Raw genomic sequence first — 23,034 nt, 5'->3', positions numbered from 1 at the left:
ATTGAACATTGTTCATTTTATTGAACAAAAAAAAATTATAGTTTATCGATTATTTTTAAATACTCATTGTAGCCATCAAATAAGATAGTATCAGGATTACTGAATTTCACACCTTTAGTTCTTTGACGAATTTCAAGACAGCACATACCGTGTACCAAACTCCAAACCATAAAAGAAAGTGGTTCTACATTATGACCTTTAAAGTGCCCCTTATTGATGCACTCTTCTATTGTTACTTTAACGCGGTTAAATGTTGCAGCGCCTTCATTCCAATCTTCGTTTTCTGATTTTTCCAGAAATTCCATCGGAGCTTTAAGGTTGAACATCAAATCGTACATTTCTTGATTTTCTAAAGCAAATTTAATGTAAGCAAAACCCATTTTACGAAGGCGCTCCATAGGGTCTTCTATTTTGAATAATTCTTGAAAGTAGCTTCCTAGTTCTTGAAAACCAATAGAATGCAGGTCGTGCAAAATCGCAGTTTTATCTTTAAAATATACATATACAGTACCTACACTATAGTCAATTTCATCTGCAATGTTTCTAATGGTTGTTTGCTCAATCCCTTTTTCTATAAAAAGTTTTTTGGCACCTTTTAGAATAAGTGCTTTCAAAGCTTCTTTTTCTCTTGCTTTTCTGTCTGCTACACTCATAATTTTAATATTATTCGACAAAGATATGTTTTATTTTTGAACAATGTTCATTTTTTTAAAAAAATAGCAAACAAAAAAATTATAGATTTAATTTTATTGTATTTGTGCATTTTAAAAGAATCATTCTATCGAGATAGTCAAACTAAATTTTCTGAGCCGAATTCTGCTAATTTATCTACAATAGGCAGCGTTTTTAGTCCTAATTCCGTCAAAGTATACTCTACTTTTGGGGGGATTTCGGGATATACTTTTTTACTGACTAATTTGCTTTCAACTAGCATATTCAATTCTTGAATCAGCATTTTTTCGCTTATTGCAGGTATAGCTCTTTTTAATTCGCCATAACGCATTACTTTTTTGTTGATTTGATACAAAATCAACAAAGTCCATTTACCACTTAGAAGTGTTAATGAGGCTCTTACTGGACATTTTTCGTCACAAGATGAAATTATTTTTGATTTTTTTTCCATTGATATTCAACTATTCTAACCATTTTGTATGTACTTAACCACTAAGTAAGTACTTGTACAAAAGTAAGTACTTGAATACTTTTGTACAAGCAATATTTAAATATTCTAAAAGAGGAAATAATAATTAAAAGAAAATAAAATGAAAATTTTAGTATTTGGTGCTTCAGGCTCACAACAATTCAATGTAATATCTGAAGGAATGAAAAAAGGTGCGGAAGTAATTGCTGCAACAAGTTCGACAATGAGTTTTGAAAAATTAAAGCATGCTGGAGCAACGCCTATTGTGGCTAATATGAGCGATGCTAAAAAGATGCTTGAGATTACTGTGGGCATAGATGCGATTGCTTTTATGGTACCTGTTTCTTTACCAGATCCATTAAAAGGATTGGAATATGCAAAAAATGTAATTGATGCAGCCAAGTTTAATGGAATCAAGAAGATTGTATGGAATACAAGTGGTTGGTTAGCCCCTGAAAAAATAGGTATAGAGGGAGAGGATGTAAAATTAGACATTAAAAATTATCTTTTAAATAGTGGATTGAACTATGTGATAATAGAACCTACTATTTATATGGAAAACATGATGGGACCTTTTTGTGCCCCTTTTGTAAAAAATGAAAAGAAACTTGCCTATCCTACTCCTGAGGATATGCCTATTGGGTGGATAGCTTCCAGAGATGTTAGTTCGTTTGTTGTAGAAGCAATTTACAATAGTAATCTAAATGCAGAATCACTTCAAATAAGTGGTTTAGAAAACTTAAAAGGAAATGAATTGGCTGAACAATTTTCCAAAGGCTTAGGTGAAAGTGTAACATATTATACACAACCCTCTCAGGAATTTGGAGAAATATTAAAACCATTTGTAGGTGAAGCTGCTGCCGCTGGAGTTGCTTCTTTTTATGAAAGTCTTCAAAACTCAATAGAGTTCCCACCGAAATTTAATCCTAATATGAACCATATACTAGAAAAACTACCTGTGCAGATGACCTCAGTCGAACAATGGGCTAAAGAAAACAAGATGTATTTTTTGAAAGAATAACCAGCATTATTTAGGATCACCTCTTGTACTTAAATTCAGTATTTAATAAAAAAACGACAATAAATTGTCGTTTTTTTTAATTCAGCTTTATGCAAGTAAAAAGAGATTATTAAATAATCTAAGACCAAGTTAGTGTTACTGGAATGTATATTACAAATTGTATCTCTGTAAAATAACTTATAATAATTATACTTGGCTACATTTTTTCAATTACAATAGCAGAAGCTCCACCACCACCATTACAAATAGAGGCAACACCATATTTTCCATTTTCTTGATGAAGCACTGAAATTAATGTGCAAATAATTCTAGCGCCAGAAGCTCCTAAAGGGTGTCCTAATGCAACTGCTCCACCATAAACATTTACCTTATTGGCACTTATTTTTAATTCTTGAATATTTGTTAAAGCAACAGCAGCATAGGCCTCATTAATTTCAAAAAAGTCAATTTCTTCCACTGATAAATTTGCTCTCTTTAATGCTTTCGGAATTGCTAATGAAGGTGCCGTTGTAAACCATTCTGGAGCTTGAGCTGCATCTGCATATCCTACAATTTTTGCTACTGGTTTCAATCGATATTTTTCAATCGCTTCTTTTGATGCTAAAAGGATAACTGCGGCTCCATCATTCAAATTACTTGAATTTGCTGCTGTAATAGTGCCATCTTCTTGAAATACAGGTTTTAATTTTGATACTTTTTCAGGGATTATTTTAAAAATATCCTCGTCTTTATCAATAACAATATCTCCATTTTTTTGATGAATTGTTATGGGAATTATTTCATTTTTGAATTTACCTTCATCGTTAGCTTTTTTTGCTTTTGCGTAAGACTCAAGAGCATAATTATCTTGTTGTTCACGAGATAAATTATATTCTTTGGCACATAATTCGGCTGCATTACCCATGTGAAAATCATTATATACATCGGTTAAGCCATCTTTTAAAAGTCCATCAACCAAAGTTTCATGTCCAAGTTTATTTGCTTTACGCTTGTGCGCATAATGCGGAACATTACTCATGCTTTCAAACCCTCCAGTAAGGACTACATCTTCAATACCCAATTGAATTTGTTGTGCTCCCAAGATAGTTGCTTTCATTCCTGCTGCACAAACTTTGTTTACAGTTGTACAGTCAGCTTGATTTGGAATACCTCCAAAAATCGCAGCCTGTCTGGCTGGAGATTGTCCCAAATCGGCAGAAAGCACATTACCTAAATAAATAGCATCAATCGCATTGACAGGGATAGGTATACTTTCGAGTGTTGATTTAATAGCAGTAGCACCTAAATCTATTGCAGATAAGTCTGAAAAATTACCAAGAAAACCACCTATAGGAGTTCTTTTTGCTGCTATAATAAATACTTCTTTCATTTTTTTAAATTTTAATAGTACTAACAGCTAGATTTGAAGTTGCAAAAGCCAATTTTCGATCCTCACTATTACTAATCTCGGCTCTAATATTGATGATTGTTTTACCTAGCTTTACTACTTCAGTTTTCACTCTGATTATTTCACCTTCACGAGCACCACTGAAATATTCAATGTTTAAATTAATAGTTGGATAAAAATATTCCAATCCCAACACGAAGAAATTCACCCCGATACAATCATCTATCATTCCTGCCATAACACCTCCGTGTATCATACCAACGGGATTAGTCATGTCTTTTCGTACCGTGAATTCAAATTCAACTCCGCTTTCACTGGCTGCTAAAACCTTCCCTTTTAACCAATGTGCGAAGGGAGAAGGACTGCCTTCAAAAGTTTTTCCGACGTAATTTTTTAACGATTCTAACCTTGGATTTTTCATACTTTATTGATTTGTTAGATTTATTAATTTATTGAAACGACAAAAATCTACCCTTTTTAGAGTAGATTTTAAACGTATCTATAAAGACATTTTATTTTGCTTTTTCTACATTTTTAAGCATGGTTTTTTCAAACATCTTTGGGGCATAATTTTGAAGAAAAACAATTATTCCTGACATTTTTCCCACCAAATTTCTAAAAGATGGTTCTTCAGAATGAATTAGTTTCATAATAACATTTACCACCAATTTTGGATCCTCAGCATTTTTTATTCCATCATTAGTCAAAGCATTTAGTTTCTCTCGATAGCCATCATAGTTATTTATTGTTCCTTTCGAAATCAACGCATTATTTCCTAAATTCGTTTTAAACCAGGATGGTTCTACCATGCTTACTTTTATATTGAATTGGTTTAACTCAAAACGTAATGATTTAAAATAGCCTTCCACCGCATGTTTAGATGCAGAATAATAAGACAAATTTGGTGGACCTATTAAGCCAACAATAGAACTTATTGTTATGATGTGTCCGTTCTTTTGTTTTCTAAAATAGGGTAATAAAGCATTCGTTACTTTAACTGTTCCCCAAAAATTAGTTTCAAATTGCTGTTTTGCTAACTCAATTGGAGTTTCTTCGGCAACACCTGTAAGCATAAAACCTGCATTATTTACAAGCACATCAATTTTCGTAATAGTATTAAACAGTTCTGATATAAATTGATTGATCGAAGCATCGTCATCAACATTAAGTCGTACTAGTTTAAAAGGTATTTTATTTTGGTATTTTTCAGGATTTCGACTTGTACCAATGACTTGGAATCCTTTTTGATGGAGTTGATTTGCTAATAGTAAACCAAAACCTGAGGATGCTCCTGTAATTACAATGGTTTTACTCATTTTTTTCTGTTTTTAAGAGGATAAAGAACCTACAAGATGAATTGTAGGTTCTTTAAAATTAATTATCCGTGAGCAGCTTCTGATAAATCATTTACTTCTTCCCATTGTGCTATACGGTCTGCATACACTTGTTTTGCCCAAGGCAATGCTGTTTTGCCAAGAAAAATTCTTGAAGGCGGATTTTCAGCATCAATTACTTTTAAAATTGTATCAGCTGTAGCTTCAGGTACTCCATAAGGTATTGTTTGAAATTGCGCATATACAGCAGTTTTTAAATCGGCATAAGCATCGATAGGGGCGCTTGTGGCACTAGATGCTCCAGAGAAATCAGTAGTGTAACCAATTGGTTCAATCAATGTGGTATTGATACCGAACCCTTTAATTTCTCCTGCCATTGATTCTGTCATACCTTCAACCGCCCATTTAGTAGCATTGTAAAGTCCTAAAAGAGGTAGTGAGGTGATACCCAGAACACTCGAAACTTGAAGGATATGTCCAAATCCTTGATTTCTGAATATTGGAAGGATTGCTTGTGTCATCCATAGCGTACCAAAAACATTGGTGTCAAATTGGGTGCGAGCTTCTTCTTCGCTTGCTTCTTCAACTGCTCCAAACAAACCGTATCCTGCATTGTTTATTAATACATCTATAGTGCCAAAATGTTGTTGGGCTTTGCTAACTACTTCGAAGCATTGCGTTTTGTTAGTTACATCTAGTTGAAGCGGTAGTATTGCACTGCTATAAGTAGCTACTAAATCATTTAAAGATTCTGTGTTTCTTGCCGTGGCAATTACTTTATCGCCTCTTTTTAAAAATGCTTCTGCCCAAATTTTCCCGAATCCACGGGATGCTCCTGTAATTAAAATTGTTTTGCTCATTTTTTGAAATATATTTATAATTATTAATTTTTTAGAAAAGTATTAATGTAGCTAGTTGATAGTTCTGGATATTGAAACTGTGGAGCATGACCAGCTTCTGGAAAGATAATATGCTGAACAGAAGGAGATTTTTTCAATAGTGGAAACCAGTTTTCAGTAGCAAATGAAATATCATGGTCACCTGATAATACTAAAACAGGTGTTTTTAATGTTGCAAATCCTTCTCTAAAATTATCTTTATCTTCTAGGATGGCATTATTAGAAGCAAAATAACGTTGAAACAACTCTTGAGTTGCAGGTACTTTGGACCAATCAATATGTTCCATTATTCTACCCATTGAGGCCTGAGCGGCAATTCTACTTTTTTCAGATTTAGGTTCAAAGAACAGTACTACTGCATCTTCAAAATCGTTAACTGGTTTTAAAGCTCTTTCTAAAAAAACAGGCTCAAAAGGAACTTCATTTTTTCCCATTGGATTGGTACCAATTAAAACTGTTTTTAAAATACGATTTGGATTCATAAAAGTAACGTATTGCGCTACCCAACCTCCATAAGACCAACCCATAACATTGAATTTATCAATTTTTAGATTGTCTGCTAACTTAATTACTTCATTGGCGACCTCCTTAATATCTAAAGGCAAAGCCCCTTCTGAATATCCAATACCAGGATAATCGAATGTAATCACGGTATTATTTTTTGCTAATAAATCTAAAAATAAAGGATCCCAAGTATCTAAAGTTCCTCTAAAGCGATTTGTTAAGATGATTGGAGATCCAGTCCCAAATTTTCTATAGGCAATTTTTTTGCCATCAATAACTGCAAATTGAGTATTTGTAGTTACGGTTGTTTTTTTCATAATATTTTTTTTTTGTGAATAAATTGGATTGAAAAAAGTTAATGTTGCTACTAATAGTATTGCTCGTAGACTAATTTTTTGCATATTCAATGCATTTAATTTTATAAAATTTGTTTTCATTTTTGAATGTTCTAAAAATTAATATTATTTTTGCTTGCAAATTGCAAGTACAAATATAAATATATTTACTTGCATTTTGCAAGTGTTTTTTAAAAATATTTTTATGTCAAAGGTTAAAAAAAGATCTAATTGCTTAATTAGTAATTCTTTAGAGGTTTTTGGAGATAAGTGGTCGCTGTTAATTGTTCGCGATTTAATGTTTAAAAAGGAGTGTACTTATGGTGATTTTTCAAAATCAGAGGAAAAAATCGCTACTAATATATTAGCTACTAGACTGTTATCTTTGGAAGAAAATGGTATAATAAAAAAATTGAATCATCCTGAAAGTAAGGCTAAAGTCTTGTACCGACTGACTGACAAAGGAATTGATTTGTTGCCAATTATTGCTGAAATGAACTTGTGGGCTGAGAAATATTACCCTGTACCAGAGGAACGTAAAGCTATGCTGGAATTGATCCATAAAGATAAAGAGGCATTTGTAAAAACGGGTATGGAAAGGCTGAGAGAGGCTTAATTACGTATCACAACAAAACATAAAATTGAATTTTCAAAAATGTTATTTTTTTTTGAAAATTCAATTTTAAAATAGTTTATAGAAAGGGTATTTATAATATATAATCAGTATTGATAAAGTTTGATGCTCTACTATTTAATAATTCTTGTAAAATAGCATTGTTGTAATCATTGTCCTTAGAAGCAACAAAGGTTCTTATTGAGAATGATCTCAGTGCATCAAATACACTCAAGGTTCCAACCGCAGAATCTTTTCTTCCTGTGAATGGATATACATCAGGACCACGTTGGCAGGAACTATTTAAGTTAACTCTACAAACTAAATTCACCAAAGTATCAATAAGTGGAGCTAATGTTTTGATGTTTTTTCCAAAAAGACTTACTTGTTGACCATAGTTAGAATCTGCCATGTCGTTTAATGGTTCTTGGATGTCTTTGAATGTCATTATAGGAATTACGGGACCAAATTGCTCTTCATGATACACCCTCATATCTTTATTTACAGGAAATAAAACTGCAGGAAAAATATAGTTTGGATGCAATTCACCGCCTTTTTCGTTAATTACACTTGCCCCTTTAGTAACTGCATCTACTATCAGGCTTTTTATATAATTTGGTTTTTCTACCTCGGGAAGCGGTGTTAAAAAAACTCCTTTTTCCCAAGGATTGCCAAAAGATAACGCATCCACTTTTTCAGCAAAACGTTTGTTGAATTCTGATGCAATTGACTCGTGAACATAGATAACTTTTAGTGCTGTACAACGTTGACCATTAAAAGATAAAGTCCCAGCAATACACTCTGAAATGGCTAAGTCTAAATCAGCATCTGGCAAAATAATAGCTGGATTTTTAGCTTCTAAGCCAAGTACTAAACGCAGTCTGTTTTTGTTAGGATGTTGGTCTTGTAAAGCAATAGCGGATTTGCTATTTCCTATTAATGCAAGAACATCAATGATACCAGATTTCATTATTGGTGAAGCAATTTCTCGACCTCTTCCATAGATAACATTGATTACTCCTGGAGGAAAGCTATTTCTAAAAGCCTCTAGCAATGGACTAATCAATAATACGCCATGTTTGGCAGGTTTGAAAATTACTGGATTACCCATCAATAACGCTGGAATCAGCAATGAAAAAGTTTCGTTTAAAGGGTAATTATAGGGACCTAAACATAAAACAACGCCAATTGGTCCTCTTCGCACCATTGCATTTATTCCCTGTGTTTTGGAAAAACGAGCATTATTTCTATCATGCTGTTTGTAATTTTCTATAGTTTCATAAATATAATCAACCGTTCTGTCAAATTCTTTTTCCGCATCACCTAAAGATTTTCCAATTTCCCACATTAATAACTTCACAACTTCTGAACGTGTAGTTTTCATTTGCGAAACAAAGTTTTCCATACATTTAATACGTTCTACAACTTTCATAGTGGGCCATAATCCTTGTCCTTTATTGTAAGCACCTTTAGCCGCACTGATAAATTCTTCAGCATTTTCCTCAGTCATGTAAGGTATAAACCCTAACAATGTAGGTGAATAATTTTCAGATGAAGAAATAGAAGAATACACTTCAGTTGTTTTTCCTTTCCAATTTTTTAGCTCTCCATCAACTAGGTATGTATTTTGGTTAATTAATTCCTTGATTTGAAATTCTTCGGGTATAGCATTCATCTTTATTTGATTATTGATTAAAAATAATCAGTGCCAAAGTTATTGACACTGATTTTATAAGTATTAGATATGAATTCCTCCAGTAACTTCAATACGTTGTGCATTAACCCATTTAGAATCATCAGAACATAAAAATACAATTACACTTCCTATATCGTCTGGTAATCCAACTCTTCCTAGGGCAGTTATACCAGCTAGCCAATCGTTAACATCTTTATTGTCTCTGACTGCTCCGCCCCCAAAATCAGTTGCTATACCTCCGGGTGCAATCGTATTTACTCTAATTTTTCTTGGACCAAATTCTAGCGCTTGATAACGAGTTAAAGCCTCGACACCAGCTTTCATTACAGAATAAGCAGCCCAATTTTCATGAGTAAAGCGTGCTAAACCAGATGAAGTATTCACAATACTTGAACCTTCTGCCAATAGCGGTAATAATTTTTGTGTTATGAAAAATGGAGCCTTTAAGTGTGTAACCGCCATCTCATCGAAAGCTTCTTCAGTAGTTTCTTCTATTGAAGCATAGTATCCTGCTCCAGCATTATGCACTAATGCGTTTAGTTGTGTTTTACCAAATACATCACTCATCGATTTTTGAAGATCAGCAACAAAAGAATTGAACGTATTCGTTTTTCCTAAATCTAATTGAATGGAAAAAGCTTTTCTTCCTTTTGATTTAATTTCTTCAACTACTTCTTGAGCTTTACTTGCATTAGATTGATACGTAATGATTACATCAAATCCACTTGCCGCTAATTGAAGCGCAGCTTCTTTTCCCAATCCACGGCTACCACCCGTTAATAGAACTAATTTGTTTTCATTTTTTGACATTGTATTTTATTTAAAGATTACAATGCAAAGTTGCGAACAATAGAATGATAATGATTTGCAATAATCAAAGTGATAGTTGTAATAATCAAACAATTATTCTCTATAAACTACAGGAGATTTTTTGTTATGCTTTTTAAAAAAATTAGAAAAATAAGCAATCTCCTCAAAACCAAGGGTGTAAGCTATTTCAGATACATTCCATTTTGTTTGTTTTAGCAAGGCTTTTGCTTCTTGATTAATTCTACTAGCAATAATTTCGCCTGTAGTTTTGCCTGTATTTTCTTTTAAAACTCTGTTCAAATGGTTTACATGTACTCCGAGTGCTGATGCGTATTCCTTTGGTGTTTTTAATACTAAAATTTGGGTTGTATTTTCAATTGGAAATTGTCGTTCCAATAGTTCTATAAATAGCGAAGTGATTCTTGCAGAGGCCGTTTTAGTATTTTCAATAGGATTAATAGGCTTTAATTTTTGACCTTGGTGAATCAGTTCCATTAAATAATTGCGTAGTAAATCATACTTGTATTCGTAATCTGAATTGATTTCAGAGTGCATTTTATCAAAAAGCGTGTCAATCTGCGCATACTGATCTTTAGTTAGTTGAAAAACAAAATCACTTTGATTGGAGAAAATGGGCAGCAAATCGATGTCGATACCAATCTTTGACTTTGCTAGAAAATCTTTTGTAAAAACACAGAAATGACCAGATTGATTATTATCGTGTGGCGTATAATTGTATGGTATTTTGGGTGTTGCAAATAGAATACCATATTCTACTACTTCAATAGTTCTATCTGCGAATTCTACTCTATTTTTTCCGGAAATCAGACTTATTTTATAATAAGTTCTTCTATTATAGGGCATTTCGGGTTTCGCTTTAGCTATTTTATACATTTCAGCTACATTAAACACATTGAAATGTCCTATATCTTTATTAACGTTGCTACTTAAAATGTCATTCAAATCTGGATTATTGCTTCCAAATAGCTCTTCATAAAACTGTTGTATGGTAATTGAACTCATGCCTAATTTGTAAAATTCAAATATAATTAGTTTATTTTAATTAACTTATTTTAAGCACTAATTAATTATATGTTGTAAAACTGATTTTATTAAAAATCCCAAATCCTAATTTTAGAAAGGATTTGGGATATTAAATTTTAGTATTTGAGTTTATTCTTTCAAAGAAGCCATATCAATAACAAAGCGGTATCTCACATCGCTTTTCAGCATTCTTTCATACGCTTGGTTGATGTCTTGCATTTTAATAATTTCAATTTCTGAAACGATATTGTGCTCTCCGCAAAAATCTAACATTTCCTGAGTTTCGGCAATACCACCAATTACGGAACCTGCTACTGATTTTCGACCTAAAATCATAGGAACTGTATTTAAAATTGGTTCTAAACCTCCCAGATAACCAACTAATACTAAAGTTCCGCTAATATTTAGTGTTGCAACATATGGATTAACATCGTGAATATAAGGAACGGTATCAATAATTAAATCGAATTTGCCACTTACTGAAGCCATGTGGTCAGCATCTGTTGAAATAATAACGGCATCGGCACCTAATGCTAAAGCATCTTTTTCTTTATCAGGTGTTCTTGAAAATAGTGATACATGAGCTCCTAATCCTTTTGCTAGTTTTATAGCCATGTGTCCCAATCCGCCTAAACCTACGACTGCCACTTTGCTATCTTTACCTACATTCCAATGGCGCAGAGGAGACCATGTTGTTATACCTGCACAAAGTAATGGAGCAACCGCCGCTAAATCTAAATTTGCGGGTACTTTTAAAACAAAGTGCTCATCTACTACAATTTTTTCGGAATAGCCACCAAAAGTGTGTCCGCCAAGATGTTTATCAGTACCGTTATACGTTCCAGTAAATCCAGTTAAACAATATTGTTCTAGGTCTTTTTTGCAACTTTCACAGGTATGGCATGAATCTACCAAACAACCCACTCCAGCCAAATCACCCACTTTTAGTTTTGTTACTTCACTTCCCACTTTTGTAACTATACCAACAATTTCGTGTCCTGGAACAGATGGATATAATGTTCCGCCCCAATCGTTTCGGGCAGTGTGCAAATCAGAGTGACAAACTCCACAATACAGAATGTCTATTTCAATATCTTTTGCGGATACCTCTCTACGGTTAATGCTTAATTCTTTTAAATCAGCATCGTGAGCTTCTGTACCGTATGCTTTTACTTGAGTTGTTTTCATATTAATTTTAGTTATTTATAAGGTAAAATTTCATTCAAACAATTAATTGCATTTAATGTTCGAGTATAACCCACATAGGGAAGTAGCTGGGTTATGACATTGATAATCATTTGTCTGTCATTTCCAACTCTTGCATTTCCGGCTATATGTCCTTTAATTTGACTTTTTGTTCCGCCCATAGCAATTAGGAAAGAAAGCGTTACCATTTCACGCATTTTGATATCCAAACCATTTCTTGTGATATAATCTCCAAAACAATTTGCGGACAAGTATTCTTGAATGTGCAACAAATCTTTCGGTGCATTTTTATACATTTCATCGATACGGTTACCAATAATTTCTTTTTGTTTCTCCAATCCTTTTTCCATTCGGGTTTCGGGTGTAGTAGTCGATTGACTTTCCAATGGTAAAGAAATGTTTCGTTCAGTAAATATTTCATTGGTAGCATAAATAAAATCGACCACTTTGGCAATGCCTACATAAGGAACTGATTGGTACAGGACTTCTTTTATTTCAATTGGGGTTACTCCAACGTTTAGAGCGGCGTTTACGAACATTTTATATTCCGTTAGAGCCTGACTACCAATAGTGGAAGCCATAATCAGTACTACTCGGGTTTTGGTGTCCATAGCGTCGTGATGTATCACTTCATCAAAAGCAAAATTATCAAAGACGTGTATCAAATCGGGATCTGTTTGAGCGGCTTTTGAATTATAATTGGGCCACAAGGTCTCGTGGTTTTTATGAGCCGTTGCCGTGATATTTTTTGTTGGTTTTTCAGGTTTGAAACTATTGTAATCGGCATCGCTTACAGCTTGCAACCATTCGGTTTTATCCTTGTCGTGGTCGGGAACAAGGGCAATATGCCTCATTAAACTGTTGTGAGAAGCTCCGTGCCAATGCACTGCATTTTTGGGAATTTTCACCACATCCCCTTTTTTTATCAATTGAATAGGTTTGCCTTTTTCCTGATAATAGCCTATGCCTTCAATCACAAACAATATTTGTCCGCTTGTGTGGCTGTGCCAATTGGTTCTGGCTTTGGGTTCAAAGGTTACTGTTCCCATATTGATGTTGTATCCTTCCTCGGGTGTTACATTCATATTGACGAAAACTGTTCCTGTAAAGTATGCTGTTGGAGCTGCAATTCCTTTATCTGTATATGTTGTCATTTTATTTGTTTTTACTTGTGCTTTTAAACTACTGATAGACATTAAAACGAAAGCTATCAATGTGAAAAAGTATCTGTTTTTTACAACTTTCATCCTGTCCTTTTTTTTAAGTGAATTTATTTCATTGTTTTCATATCAATTACATAACGAAATTTTACTTTTCCATCCAGCACATTTTTATAGGCATTTTCAATGGCTGTAGCTGTTGCTGGAATAATTTCCACTTCAGGATAAATATTGTTGGCTACAGAATAATCCAACATTTCCTGAGTTTCTTTGATACCTCCAATTTGAGAACCAAATACTTTTCGATTGCCTTGCCAAATTAGTTTATCAATGGGAATAACAGGCATTATTGCAAAAGGAGGTAGTCCTACAATAGCCATTTGACCGTCTATTTTAAGCATTTTTAGATAAAGGTTTGGATCGTAACTAGCAGGAATTGTACTGATGATGAAATTTAAAGAATTCTCTAATCCTTTTAGTTCATCTGGGCTACTTACGTTGACATATTTCACCGCACCCAAACGAATGGCATCGGTACGTTTGTCTTCGGTAATATCAAAAACGGTAACTTCAGCACCGATTTTTACAGCATATTGAACGGCCATATGTCCCAATCCACCAAAACCTGCAACACCTACTTTATCTCCTTTTTTTACATCAGCATAATGAATGGGTGAATAGCTGGTAATCCCAGCACAAAGAAGTGGTGCCACTTTTTTTAAATCGGCTTGGGCTGGAATTTTTATTGCAAAGTTTTCGGTTAATACGATATTGTTTGAATAACCGCCTTGGGTAGTTTCGTTATTGTGAAACTGGTCTTTATCGTGATAAGTGAGTACTACTTCCTTGCAATATTGTTCTAAATCTGCTTTACAAAAGTCACATTTGCCACAAGAGTTTACCATACAGCCAACGCCTGCTAAATCACCAACTTTGAATTTAGTTACATTTTTACCCACTTTGGAAACACGCCCTGCAATTTCGTGGCCGGGAATCATCGGATATTCTTCTTTGCCCCAATCTCCGTGAACGTGGTGTAAATCGCTATGACAAATACTGGCATACAAAATGTCTATTTGAATTTCGTTATCTCCAACGGCGTGTCGTTGAAATTCAATGGGCTGGAACTTGCCATCGGCAGCCACTACGGCAAATCCATAGGACTGCACAGGTTTGTTTTGTGCAAATACACTACTGAAGAGTATTAAAACAAATACGATTATTAGACTTAATAGATTTTTCATTTTTAATGTTTTTAGAATATCAATTAATTTATAAATGCCACCAATTTGGGTTGTTTTTTGCAAAAGTTTATTATGCTATATAATATAAATATTACAAGATTCACACTGTTTAAATGGTCTTTGTGTGCTGATCAAATATGTGATTGGGTAAAAACCACGATAATGAGGTTAGTATCAAAAGGAAAAAAGCTGTTTTTGGGAATCCAATAATTGAGATAAGGATGGCTAGACAATTTAATCCAAGGCTGATATACGTTTTTTTATGTCCTTTGAATTTATTATAAAAAATAGAATCTTTTCCGTGAAGCTTACATAATTGATTCACTAAAATTAAATAGACTAGAATGCTTAAGCTAAGTAAACTGCCATAAATAGTAACAGTAACAGCTTTAAAGTCATTTTCTCCCATTGTTGCCGTTGCAAAAGGAACAAGTGAGAGAACAAAGAGGTTAAGCATATTAATCCAAAGTACCTTATTGTTTTAAGTACATGACAAAAAGCAAAACATATTGTTTTCCAAAGATTTAAATCCTGTCAAAAGAAATTTTGACAAATAATCTAATCCATACTTGAAAATACTTACTGCTCTTCTGCCATGTTTTTTTATTATTATTTTCTGGATGCATTCATCCAAATAGTCGCCAATTTTATAACACCATACAAAAGCAATCATTGTTAGAGAAAATAGTTTTTCTAATCTTTTTAAATCCGTCACATGTGTGTCTTCTATGTTAAAACCACTACTTTTTAAACCTCTAAAAAGAGTTTCAATTTGCCATCTTCGTTTATAATAAACCATTGCTTGTTCTGGTTTATTGAATGATACAATAATTAAAAATTCTATTTTTCCATCCCTAGCAATGGTCTTGCTCCCAGAAAGATAGCATTTTTGACCATGTAACTCCACAATTCTCGGATAGTGGTAAAACTCGCCTATTTTTAAATTATTGAATAACCAAAAAGCCTTAATCTCTTCCTGTTTTTGATAAGAATAAATTTTGAAATTATTTCTGATTCTAATATAATACCTAATATTGTTTTGGTTTAGAAACTCTAACCATTTATCCCCAACAAACTCTCTATCAGCTAAGAGACAATCTATACTTTGCCTCCCGAACCATTCTATGTAGGTTTTGATTAAATCAATCCTCTCTTGTATATCTGAATTTCCTCGTTTATCCAACATTTTGAACATCAATGGAAATGCAACATTTTTATAACTGACTCCCAACATTAGAATGTTGATATTTTTAGTTCCGAACTTCCAATTGGTTCTATCTAAGACCAATACCAAATCGCATCTTACCGGTAATATATTGAATATCAAAGAAGAAACTATTTTCATAGGAAAGTCAAATTCCTTCATGAATCTTTGAACCCTCCTATAAGAGCTATTTTTATTGGCGGTTGTATCAAATCCCGATGCTAACCTATCATAATTAACTGTTTTTATTTTGCATAAAGCCGTTATAAATAAACAAATGAGCTTGACCCTTGCTAAATTGAGTTTCCCTTTGAAATGACCTTGTAAAACTGAAATAAGCTCTGTATCTTTACACTCAAGACTGGTATTCTTCATTATAAAAATTATGTCGTAATAATTCTATAATGTACGAAATATCAGTCTTTTTTGCAAATTAATTAACCTGTATATTATTGATTTTTAGAAAAATATAATTTTGTCATGTACTAAACTTATTGTTAACTTTAGAGACCGTTTGAAACAAATGATGGTGGCTTGCCCAATTTAAGCCTACAAAAAGAAAACTAACGGCATAGCTAATGAATACAGGCCACATTGCCAAATAGGTTTCTAAAGTTGGGTTATGTACAGCTTTAAGTTCTAAAACCATTATGGTAATGATAATAGCATAAACGCCATCAGTAAAAGCTTCAATTCTATTTTTCTCCATTTTCATTTTTTAAGGTTTACTAATTCCTAAATTCTCGTTTACATGAATTTCTGGATTGGCCACTAACGTACCAATAAATGATGCAATACTTTTTCTTGAGATAGCTTGACCTATTTCAGGTTCTCCTTTTCGGGTCAAAACATAATCCACTTCATTGGCATTGGTAAACCAGTCAGGTCGCAAAATAGTATAATCCAGACCTGAATTTTCAATGTTATCGGATAGTTCTTTATAGGGTACTAAAACCGATTTAAGAGGCTTGTCAAAAATTCCAATCGAACTGATCGCAATAATTCTTTTCACACCATTCTCTTGCATAGCCTTAACAATATTTTTAGTCATCGCATCGAGTTGGCCAGCTAGATTAACATAAACAATGTCTTGTCCTTCAATAGCATTTTTCACATTATCGTAATACATTGCATCGCCTTGAACAATACTTGCATTTTCAATGTTTAAAATTCTTTTGGTACTACGGGCAAAAAGAGTTAATTGAACATCGTATTGTTTTTTTAATTCGTCTATTACATAAGAAGCTAAACTTCCTGTTGCACCTATGATTATTACTTTTTTCACGAGGTTTATTTTTTTTGATTAAAGATTAGTTATCCAACGATATCTGCTGAAAAGACCTTAGCTACGATTCGGTTAATCATTTTTTTGTTTTGCTGTAATCGTAAGCAACATCCACGGTTGTGAAGGATTAACTCTGGTAAATACTTCCGTGTAAGAAAGATGAAGTACCGTTTTAACGCCAGAAATCGTCAGGTCAAAAATGCCATCGCCATTAACAATGGCTGTATTGTCAGCAATCAATGCGGAACTTTTTTCTATGGTCACATTATTATGAATAAAATCCGGACTGTTTAATCGGTGCAGATATATAGTTTTATTCACAGGATCACCTGAAGTCCCCCAAACCTGTAGCTTGTCGTGGAAAACACTGCTTAGCGAATCCGTTAAACCGGCTACTTCCCATTGAAAGATTTTTGCTGATATATCTAATACACTTGCTTGGTCGGGGCTTTGGGATTTAGCATGGATGGAGAATAACGTTATCAAACTGAATACAAGTAATTTTTTCATTGTAGATTATTTGATGATAGATAAAAAGTTATTTATGGTGCATGTTTTCTTCACAGTTATTTATTTCCAACTCACTGGCAAAGTGTAAGTCCTCTGGTCAGTAACTGATTGCTGCGGAGACGGTAAGCTCTTGTCCACTGATTTGAAATGAGTATAGGGTAATAGAGGCAAATTCAAAGCAGATGGATACTTACGACTAAAATAGATTGTGTAAACCCCGCCTGGTAGTGTTTCGCTCTGTGGCTTAGTAAGTCCGCAAGGTTCGGCAGTAAACGATACAGGTCCGTTATCCGGACATACTGTTTCTGGACTTTGTGTAGTAATCTGAAGCACAAGTTTATGTCCCGGCTTCACAGCATACTGACGGGTAGCCAGTGAAATATCAAAACGATTTACCTGGTTGGGTATTAAATAAATGTCTTTGTCCAGTTTTGGCCAAGGCCAGATATAATTACCCTTTTTATCTTTCCACGTTCTTGACATGTCTAATTCACTTTGGCTACCCAAAATCGCACCAAAATTTATCCTTATTGAATCACCAGTTTGAGAAACATCATACAGACTTGCTATTAATTCAAGATTAGTATTGGAAGAACTGGCATATAACGTAACACTCATGGGACCTGCCAGTGTTATACCATCTTTAAAATATGATGTACTGAATGTTACTTTACCGTTTTTTTGTGAGGGTCTCGTCCAGTTAATTGTTTCTGTGCCGGCTATGGAAGATTTTGCTGTCGACAGATTTTGATTTGGGTTGAGATAATAAACGCTGTACTCACTTACTAAGGGGTATCTGTCGGTATTGATCCATCGCTCTGAGCCTATCTCATAAATATGTAATGGATTTTTTGTTGTTTCCATTCCTGTTTTTAATCCTTTGATCCAGGTGTCATACCATTGAACAAATATCAATGGTTCCAAACCCTGGCCGTGGCCCCAATCACCCATTATTAATTGGTATTTCGCAGAAACGGGAATGTTCTTTGGCATAGGTTTATATACAGGTATATTGTTCACTGCATTTTGAAAAGCAGCATAGGCTTGAACAGCGCCTGTTTCATTAATATCTTTCCATCCTCCCCAGAGTAATACAGGAATATTATTTTCAACAATGTTTTTTGCCCAGCGAAGCGGTAACCTGTCCTGCCAGTATCCGTCATACGCTTCTTTACCACCTGCCAGTAGACTATCATAAAAGCCTGACCAGTACGAATTGATAGATGGGTAATTACCCATAATGAAATTTGCGTTGGGCGCATAAGCGGCCAATGCTCCATTGGGCAATCCGTTCGTTGACCAGACCTGGCGAAACTGCATATCTAATCCTATACAGGCAGAGATTACCGCTTTTATTGGTGAACTTTTGTCTGTTACAGCAGCTGTTACCAGTGCAGTGGCCCCCGGATAGGAACAACCAAATAGCCCCACACTCCCGTTTGATCCTTTTAATTGTTTTCCTGCCCAATATGCCACAGTCTTACCATCCAATCCATCCCTTGAGTTAAACTGTTGTACCTCACCTTCACTACCTCCGGTGCCTCTCGGTCGTATTATCATAAAAATGTAACCATGCTTATTGAAATAAGCAATGTGTGGGGCAGGACCGTTTCTCTCAGGATAAGGAGTCATCTCAATGATAACCGGAAATTTTTGATCAGAAATCTCCCCATTGTCCATGGTCGGGTAATAAACCATTCCTTTTAGCTCCACAGCATCGTCCATTTTTATTACAATATCTACTGGCTTTGAAGAACCAAAACTGCAGTCTGTTGGAGCATAAAAACCAGTTCGGTCATCAGCACCTGTTTGAGCTGTGCTTTCGTTGATGACAGTGCTCAGTAAAAAGAAAATAATTGATGCAATGAATATTTTAGACATAACTTTTTCTGTTTGTGCTTTTATCTTATTGTATTTTTCTTGAGCGTATTGACATGTATTGAGTACAGAAGTTTACTTTGTTTGAGGGGTAGCATATCTGTCGCCTGTTATTTTAAAATTGTCGAAGAAGTCATTGATTTGTTTCAGTTCATCAGCAGATAATTCAATACTTGAACTCCATAAGTTTTCCTGTAAATGGGCTTGTTTTGTAGTGCCTGGTATCGGTACAATCCAGGGCTTTTGGGCCAACAACCAAGACAACGCCACTTGTGCAGCAGTGTAGCCTCTTTGGTTTCCAAAATCAGTGAGCATGCTAATTATGCCCCAATTGGCCACAATAGCTTCGGGTTGGTATCGGGGTAGGGTAGGACGATTGTCATTACTTGCATTATATGTAGTACGCTCGTTAATTGTTCCGGCAAGATAGGCTCTACTTAACGGACTGTATGGAACAAATCCAATACCCAATTCTTCACAAAGCGGAATCACATCCTCTAATGGTTCTCGGGTCATTAGTGAAAACTCACTTTGTATAGCCGTTAGCGGTTGAATAGCATGTGCCTTTCGGATGTTGTTTACACCAGCTTCACTCAGTCCAAAATGTTTTACTTTACCTTCTTTGATTAAGTCTTTTACAGTACCAGCAACATCTTCTATAGGAATTTTGGGGTCAACACGGTGTTGGTAAAGCAAATCTATCACGTCGGTTTTCAAGCGTTTTAATGATTGTTCTACTACAGCTCTAATGTGAGTGGGGTGACTGTTCAATCCGCCAGTCATTTTGCCATTTTGTATGTCAAATCCGAATTTAGTACATAATGTAATTTTTTTTCTAAAAGACGCTACAGCTTCACCAACTAATGGTTCGTTTGTATAAGGCCCATAAGCTTCTGCTGTGTCAAAAAAGTTTACACCCATATCATAGGCTTTCCTTATCACTGCAATGGAATTTCTTCTGTCTGGAATAAAACTACGATTAAAGCTCATCCCCATACAACCAAGCCCTATACCGTGATTGATTTTTAAGCTTTGTTGTCCTTTGCCTAGGGTTCGTTCATTTCTTTCAGGTTTTTTTTGTTCATCATCTTTCGATGAAAGAGAGGTTGCGATAGCAGGTGTTATGCCCATCATAGAGGAAGTCAACAGTGAGGCGCTAAGCACAGTACCTGATTTTAAAAAATTTCTTCGATTTTGCATAGTAAAGCTATTTTAGTTTATTATTGACTACAATGCGATCTTTCCCATTTTCATAGCTGCGATTACGCCACCATCCATTAGGAAGTCGCTTCCTGTTGTAAACCCAGAATCTGTTCCTAAAAGATAATGAGCCAATGTTGCAACTTCATCAACCGTTCCTACTCGTTTTGCAGCTGAAGCACTAATCATCGCACGGTAACCGTCGCCAATTGGAGATTCTAGCTCGTGTTTTGCTAATGCTGTCAAGATAATACCTGGACTGATGGAGTTTACCCTTGCACCTCTTTCTCCCCATTTTAAGCTTTCAGCCTGTACACGAAGTTGATTAGCTCTTTTAGAAATGCAATAAGCATAAGTAGTATTAGCGATATTTTCAGGTTGTAATACTGACAATTTAGTTAATTCGCTAGCGGGAGTAGTAGCTAGTGCAGTATCTATCTCTGCACCAAATGCAGGGATCATATAACCTGCCATGCTAGAAATATGAATACCAGCACCAGCTTCAGCAATTACTTTTCCAAATTCTTCTAAAATATATACTGTACCTACTAAATCTACTTCCAAGATTTTTTCTGTAGATGCCATGTTGGGTGATAGACCTGCTGTATTTACAACTTGTAACACATTACCCAACGAGGTTGCTTTTGACACTAATGCCTCTACTGACTCTAGCGAAGAAACATCTACTAACTGTGTTTCTACTACATAACCAGTATCTACCAACTCTTGTGCAGCCTTTGTAAGGGTGTGCTCATTAATGTCTGACAATAATACAATTTTACCAGCTCCTTCTCGTTTGGCTATCGCCATTCCTATTCCTCCTACACCGATAACGACTAAAACGTTTGATTTCATAATTTTTGTTTGTTTTAATTTAAGTTTATTTTAAAAAGTTGAAGCAACAGATTTAAGAATAATCCAAGCCCCATTGCGTTTTTCTAATTTCATTTTTTGTTGTAGCCGCCATGTATTTCTGCTTCCCCAAATTCTTGCATCAACTAAGTTGCGTACAACAACATCTGCATTGTTACTATTTAGTTTAACATTGATACTTATTTCTTTAGCTGAATAGTATTTCATACTTTCTCTTGATACCTCTCTAAACCATTCCACTTTTGGCTGTACATAACCCGTGATATGGGTGAGGGTATAATGTTCATCCAAAATATTGTTCATAGTAACTGTATCCCTTGCAATCATTAATTCTGCTAGCTCTCTTACTGTAGCAATTACATCTGCTTCATCGCTGTTGATATTCATCTGCATTGTTGATTTTTGTTGTAAAGGATTGATACATCCTAACCAATAAAATAATATGATTATTAAGTAATGCATACTTATTTTCCAACTCTTGCTTGTAAAGCAGTAGGATAACGTTCTCCGATAATTTCGATTTCCTTAAGGGCTTTGTCTATTCTATTTAATTCATCTAAGGAAAGGGTGAGATTAATTGCACCTACATTTTCTTCTAGTCTGTGGATTTTTGTTGTGCCTGGAATGGGAGCTATGAAAGGCTTCTGTGCTAATAACCAAGCTAATGCAATTTGAGCAGGTGTGGCTTTGTTTTCTGTTGCAATTACTTTTACTAAATTGACCAAAACCTGATTGGTTTTTCGATTTTCTTCAGTAAATCTTGGTACTATATTGCGAAAATCAGTTGGGTCGAATTTTGTATGTTCATTTATAGCACCTGTTAAAAAGCCTTTTCCTAAAGGACTAAAAGGTACAAAACCAATACCCAATTCTTCTAATAATGGTAAAATTTCGTTTTCAGGTTCACGCCAAAACATGGAATACTCACTTTGTAAGGCTGTTACAGGCAATACGGCATTTGCTTTTTTAATACTTTCTACGCCTGCCTCACTCATACCAAAATGCTTTACTTTACCTTCTGCAATCAAATCCTTCACTGTTCCTGCCACATCTTCCATAGGAATAGCTGGGTCAACCCGATGCTGATACAATAAATCAATTACATCTGTTTGCAAGTATTTTAATGAGTTTTCAACTACAGTTCTTATGCGGTTTGGATGGCTATCCACCCCTTTAGTGCTATCTCCATCTTTAAAACCAAATTTTGTAGCTATTACAATTTCACCTCTAAAGGGCTTCACCGCTTTACCTATAATTTTTTCATTACCACCTTGATTGTATGCTTCAGCCGTATCCAAAAAAGTGATACCCAAATCATAGGCTTTCTGGATTAATGCAATAGCATCCTTTTCGGTTTGCGGTTGTCCATAACCAAAGGTTAAACCCATACAACCGAATCCAAGTTCTGAAACTTCAAGTCCTTGTTTGCCTAATATTCTTGTTTTCATTTTTTTAATTGTTTAAAAGAATCAATGCAAATTTATTGGTAAGCAAAGCGTGTATTATTATATCAATTACTGATATTCTAACCATTATTACTGAATGTTTTTTTTGGAGAATACTTAGTATCTAAATCAGTTAATTCTATTGATGTTCAACTTAAAATTGAAATACAAAATTACTCTCGAATGAAAGGGGTTACTGTATACATATTACTGAATTCATAACCAAAATAACTGATAGTGTTTAC

At 34.5% G+C, this 23,034-nt stretch carries 24 protein-coding genes; 2 read left to right on the top strand and 22 right to left on the bottom strand.

The features are described 5' to 3' along the window. Positions 1–35: 35 nt before the first annotated feature. Together ACNC7R_RS04405 and ACNC7R_RS04400 are read right to left on the bottom strand one after the other, a co-directional pair. Positions 36–653 (bottom strand): TetR/AcrR family transcriptional regulator, encoded by a 618-nt coding sequence (locus ACNC7R_RS04405; RefSeq protein ID WP_417939768.1) that lies wholly within the window; start codon positions 651–653, stop codon positions 36–38. Positions 654–790: 137 nt separating this feature from the next. Next, a complete protein-coding gene (locus tag ACNC7R_RS04400) occupies positions 791–1,123 on the bottom strand; it encodes a winged helix-turn-helix transcriptional regulator (RefSeq protein ID WP_417939767.1) in 333 nt (110 codons plus the stop codon). Positions 1,124–1,262: 139 nt separating this feature from the next. Here ACNC7R_RS04400 and ACNC7R_RS04395 point away from each other — a divergent pair, with 139 nt between their 5' ends. Next, positions 1,263–2,162: an NmrA family NAD(P)-binding protein gene (locus ACNC7R_RS04395; protein WP_417939766.1), complete on the top strand. Its 900-nt coding sequence runs from the start codon at positions 1,263–1,265 to the stop codon at positions 2,160–2,162. Positions 2,163–2,358: 196 nt separating this feature from the next. On the opposite strand, the gene ACNC7R_RS04390 is transcribed toward ACNC7R_RS04395, so the two are convergent. From ACNC7R_RS04390 to ACNC7R_RS04370, 5 genes are all read right to left on the bottom strand, one after another. Beyond that, a complete protein-coding gene (locus ACNC7R_RS04390) occupies positions 2,359–3,531 on the bottom strand; it encodes an acetyl-CoA C-acyltransferase (RefSeq protein WP_417939765.1) in 1,173 nt (390 codons plus the stop codon). Between the two features lie 4 nt (positions 3,532–3,535). Continuing rightward, on the bottom strand, positions 3,536–3,970 hold the full coding sequence (locus ACNC7R_RS04385; protein ID WP_417939764.1) for a PaaI family thioesterase: 435 nt from the start codon (positions 3,968–3,970) through the stop codon (positions 3,536–3,538). 91 nt (positions 3,971–4,061) lie between these two features. Beyond that, positions 4,062–4,865, bottom strand: coding sequence for an SDR family NAD(P)-dependent oxidoreductase (locus tag ACNC7R_RS04380; protein ID WP_417939763.1), 804 nt, complete (start codon positions 4,863–4,865; stop codon positions 4,062–4,064). 62 nt (positions 4,866–4,927) lie between these two features. Next, the gene (locus ACNC7R_RS04375; protein WP_417939762.1) at positions 4,928–5,743 is read right to left on the bottom strand and encodes an SDR family NAD(P)-dependent oxidoreductase; all 816 of its coding nucleotides are present in this window, start codon (positions 5,741–5,743) and stop codon (positions 4,928–4,930) included. A 23-nt stretch (positions 5,744–5,766) separates the two neighbouring features. Next, the gene (locus ACNC7R_RS04370) at positions 5,767–6,723 is read right to left on the bottom strand and encodes an alpha/beta fold hydrolase (RefSeq protein ID WP_417939761.1); all 957 of its coding nucleotides are present in this window, start codon (positions 6,721–6,723) and stop codon (positions 5,767–5,769) included. A 103-nt stretch (positions 6,724–6,826) separates the two neighbouring features. On the opposite strand from ACNC7R_RS04370, the gene ACNC7R_RS04365 reads away from it, so the two are divergent. After that, entirely contained in the window at positions 6,827–7,237 is a 411-nt protein-coding gene (locus ACNC7R_RS04365) for a winged helix-turn-helix transcriptional regulator (protein WP_417939760.1), read from the top strand. 91 nt (positions 7,238–7,328) lie between these two features. Here the strand turns inward: ACNC7R_RS04365 and ACNC7R_RS04360 are convergent, their stop codons facing one another. From ACNC7R_RS04360 to ACNC7R_RS04290, 15 genes are all read right to left on the bottom strand, one after another. Further along, positions 7,329–8,909 (bottom strand): NADP-dependent glyceraldehyde-3-phosphate dehydrogenase, encoded by a 1,581-nt coding sequence (locus tag ACNC7R_RS04360; RefSeq protein ID WP_417939759.1) that lies wholly within the window; start codon positions 8,907–8,909, stop codon positions 7,329–7,331. A 63-nt stretch (positions 8,910–8,972) separates the two neighbouring features. After that, positions 8,973–9,740, bottom strand: coding sequence for an SDR family NAD(P)-dependent oxidoreductase (locus tag ACNC7R_RS04355; RefSeq protein WP_417939758.1), 768 nt, complete (start codon positions 9,738–9,740; stop codon positions 8,973–8,975). Positions 9,741–9,833: 93 nt separating this feature from the next. Next, a complete protein-coding gene (locus ACNC7R_RS04350) occupies positions 9,834–10,763 on the bottom strand; it encodes a helix-turn-helix domain-containing protein (protein ID WP_417939757.1) in 930 nt (309 codons plus the stop codon). 150 nt (positions 10,764–10,913) lie between these two features. After that, a complete protein-coding gene (locus tag ACNC7R_RS04345) occupies positions 10,914–11,972 on the bottom strand; it encodes an NAD(P)-dependent alcohol dehydrogenase (protein WP_417939756.1) in 1,059 nt (352 codons plus the stop codon). Positions 11,973–11,983: 11 nt separating this feature from the next. After that, positions 11,984–13,144, bottom strand: coding sequence for a cupin domain-containing carboxymuconolactone decarboxylase family protein (locus ACNC7R_RS04340; RefSeq protein WP_417939755.1), 1,161 nt, complete (start codon positions 13,142–13,144; stop codon positions 11,984–11,986). A 116-nt stretch (positions 13,145–13,260) separates the two neighbouring features. After that, on the bottom strand, positions 13,261–14,394 hold the full coding sequence (locus ACNC7R_RS04335; RefSeq protein ID WP_417939754.1) for an NAD(P)-dependent alcohol dehydrogenase: 1,134 nt from the start codon (positions 14,392–14,394) through the stop codon (positions 13,261–13,263). A gap of 481 nt (positions 14,395–14,875) precedes the next feature. Then, positions 14,876–15,973, bottom strand: a complete 1,098-nt coding sequence (locus ACNC7R_RS04330; protein WP_417939753.1) for an IS4 family transposase — start codon at positions 15,971–15,973, stop codon at positions 14,876–14,878. Positions 15,974–16,076: 103 nt separating this feature from the next. Further along, positions 16,077–16,307, bottom strand: coding sequence for a TMEM175 family protein (locus ACNC7R_RS04325; protein WP_417939752.1), 231 nt, complete (start codon positions 16,305–16,307; stop codon positions 16,077–16,079). Positions 16,308–16,316: 9 nt separating this feature from the next. Beyond that, a complete protein-coding gene (locus ACNC7R_RS04320; RefSeq protein ID WP_417939751.1) occupies positions 16,317–16,883 on the bottom strand; it encodes an NAD(P)H-binding protein in 567 nt (188 codons plus the stop codon). A gap of 72 nt (positions 16,884–16,955) precedes the next feature. After that, entirely contained in the window at positions 16,956–17,369 is a 414-nt protein-coding gene (locus ACNC7R_RS04315) for a nuclear transport factor 2 family protein (protein WP_417939750.1), read from the bottom strand. An 84-nt stretch (positions 17,370–17,453) separates the two neighbouring features. After that, positions 17,454–19,274: a CocE/NonD family hydrolase gene (locus tag ACNC7R_RS04310; protein WP_417939749.1), complete on the bottom strand. Its 1,821-nt coding sequence runs from the start codon at positions 19,272–19,274 to the stop codon at positions 17,454–17,456. A gap of 72 nt (positions 19,275–19,346) precedes the next feature. Further along, entirely contained in the window at positions 19,347–20,282 is a 936-nt protein-coding gene (locus tag ACNC7R_RS04305) for an aldo/keto reductase (RefSeq protein WP_417943134.1), read from the bottom strand. Positions 20,283–20,498: 216 nt separating this feature from the next. After that, positions 20,499–21,326, bottom strand: coding sequence for an SDR family oxidoreductase (locus tag ACNC7R_RS04300; RefSeq protein ID WP_417939748.1), 828 nt, complete (start codon positions 21,324–21,326; stop codon positions 20,499–20,501). Positions 21,327–21,356: 30 nt separating this feature from the next. Then, positions 21,357–21,731, bottom strand: a complete 375-nt coding sequence (locus tag ACNC7R_RS04295) for a nuclear transport factor 2 family protein (protein WP_417939747.1) — start codon at positions 21,729–21,731, stop codon at positions 21,357–21,359. 77 nt (positions 21,732–21,808) lie between these two features. Then, positions 21,809–22,792, bottom strand: coding sequence for an aldo/keto reductase (locus ACNC7R_RS04290; protein WP_417939746.1), 984 nt, complete (start codon positions 22,790–22,792; stop codon positions 21,809–21,811). Between the last annotated feature and the right edge of the window lie 242 nt (positions 22,793–23,034).

Source organism: Flavobacterium adiutor (genome assembly GCF_048282555.1).
GTDB lineage: Bacteria > Bacteroidota > Bacteroidia > Flavobacteriales > Flavobacteriaceae > Flavobacterium.
The sequence above is the reverse complement of the archived record's forward strand: the minus strand, read 5'-3'. Positions and strand labels throughout refer to the sequence as shown.

Coding starts and splice junctions, on each gene's coding strand:
- ACNC7R_RS04395 (WP_417939766.1), top strand. CDS start 1,263: ATGAAAATTTTAGTATTTGGTGCTTCAGGCTCACAACAATTCAATGTA.
- ACNC7R_RS04335 (WP_417939754.1), bottom strand. CDS start 14,394: ATGAAAAATCTATTAAGTCTAATAATCGTATTTGTTTTAATACTCTTC.
- ACNC7R_RS04345 (WP_417939756.1), bottom strand. CDS start 11,972: ATGAAAACAACTCAAGTAAAAGCATACGGTACAGAAGCTCACGATGCT.
- ACNC7R_RS04340 (WP_417939755.1), bottom strand. CDS start 13,144: ATGACAACATATACAGATAAAGGAATTGCAGCTCCAACAGCATACTTT.
- ACNC7R_RS04330 (WP_417939753.1), bottom strand. CDS start 15,973: ATGAAGAATACCAGTCTTGAGTGTAAAGATACAGAGCTTATTTCAGTT.
- ACNC7R_RS04355 (WP_417939758.1), bottom strand. CDS start 9,740: ATGTCAAAAAATGAAAACAAATTAGTTCTATTAACGGGTGGTAGCCGT.
- ACNC7R_RS04350 (WP_417939757.1), bottom strand. CDS start 10,763: ATGAGTTCAATTACCATACAACAGTTTTATGAAGAGCTATTTGGAAGC.
- ACNC7R_RS04400 (WP_417939767.1), bottom strand. CDS start 1,123: ATGGAAAAAAAATCAAAAATAATTTCATCTTGTGACGAAAAATGTCCA.
- ACNC7R_RS04380 (WP_417939763.1), bottom strand. CDS start 4,865: ATGAGTAAAACCATTGTAATTACAGGAGCATCCTCAGGTTTTGGTTTA.
- ACNC7R_RS04300 (WP_417939748.1), bottom strand. CDS start 21,326: ATGAAATCAAACGTTTTAGTCGTTATCGGTGTAGGAGGAATAGGAATG.
- ACNC7R_RS04370 (WP_417939761.1), bottom strand. CDS start 6,723: ATGAAAACAAATTTTATAAAATTAAATGCATTGAATATGCAAAAAATT.
- ACNC7R_RS04385 (WP_417939764.1), bottom strand. CDS start 3,970: ATGAAAAATCCAAGGTTAGAATCGTTAAAAAATTACGTCGGAAAAACT.
- ACNC7R_RS04290 (WP_417939746.1), bottom strand. CDS start 22,792: ATGAAAACAAGAATATTAGGCAAACAAGGACTTGAAGTTTCAGAACTT.
- ACNC7R_RS04295 (WP_417939747.1), bottom strand. CDS start 21,731: ATGAATATCAACAGCGATGAAGCAGATGTAATTGCTACAGTAAGAGAG.
- ACNC7R_RS04365 (WP_417939760.1), top strand. CDS start 6,827: ATGTCAAAGGTTAAAAAAAGATCTAATTGCTTAATTAGTAATTCTTTA.
- ACNC7R_RS04405 (WP_417939768.1), bottom strand. CDS start 653: ATGAGTGTAGCAGACAGAAAAGCAAGAGAAAAAGAAGCTTTGAAAGCA.
- ACNC7R_RS04325 (WP_417939752.1), bottom strand. CDS start 16,307: ATGGAGAAAAATAGAATTGAAGCTTTTACTGATGGCGTTTATGCTATT.
- ACNC7R_RS04390 (WP_417939765.1), bottom strand. CDS start 3,531: ATGAAAGAAGTATTTATTATAGCAGCAAAAAGAACTCCTATAGGTGGT.
- ACNC7R_RS04360 (WP_417939759.1), bottom strand. CDS start 8,909: ATGAATGCTATACCCGAAGAATTTCAAATCAAGGAATTAATTAACCAA.
- ACNC7R_RS04310 (WP_417939749.1), bottom strand. CDS start 19,274: ATGTCTAAAATATTCATTGCATCAATTATTTTCTTTTTACTGAGCACT.
- ACNC7R_RS04375 (WP_417939762.1), bottom strand. CDS start 5,743: ATGAGCAAAACAATTTTAATTACAGGAGCATCCCGTGGATTCGGGAAA.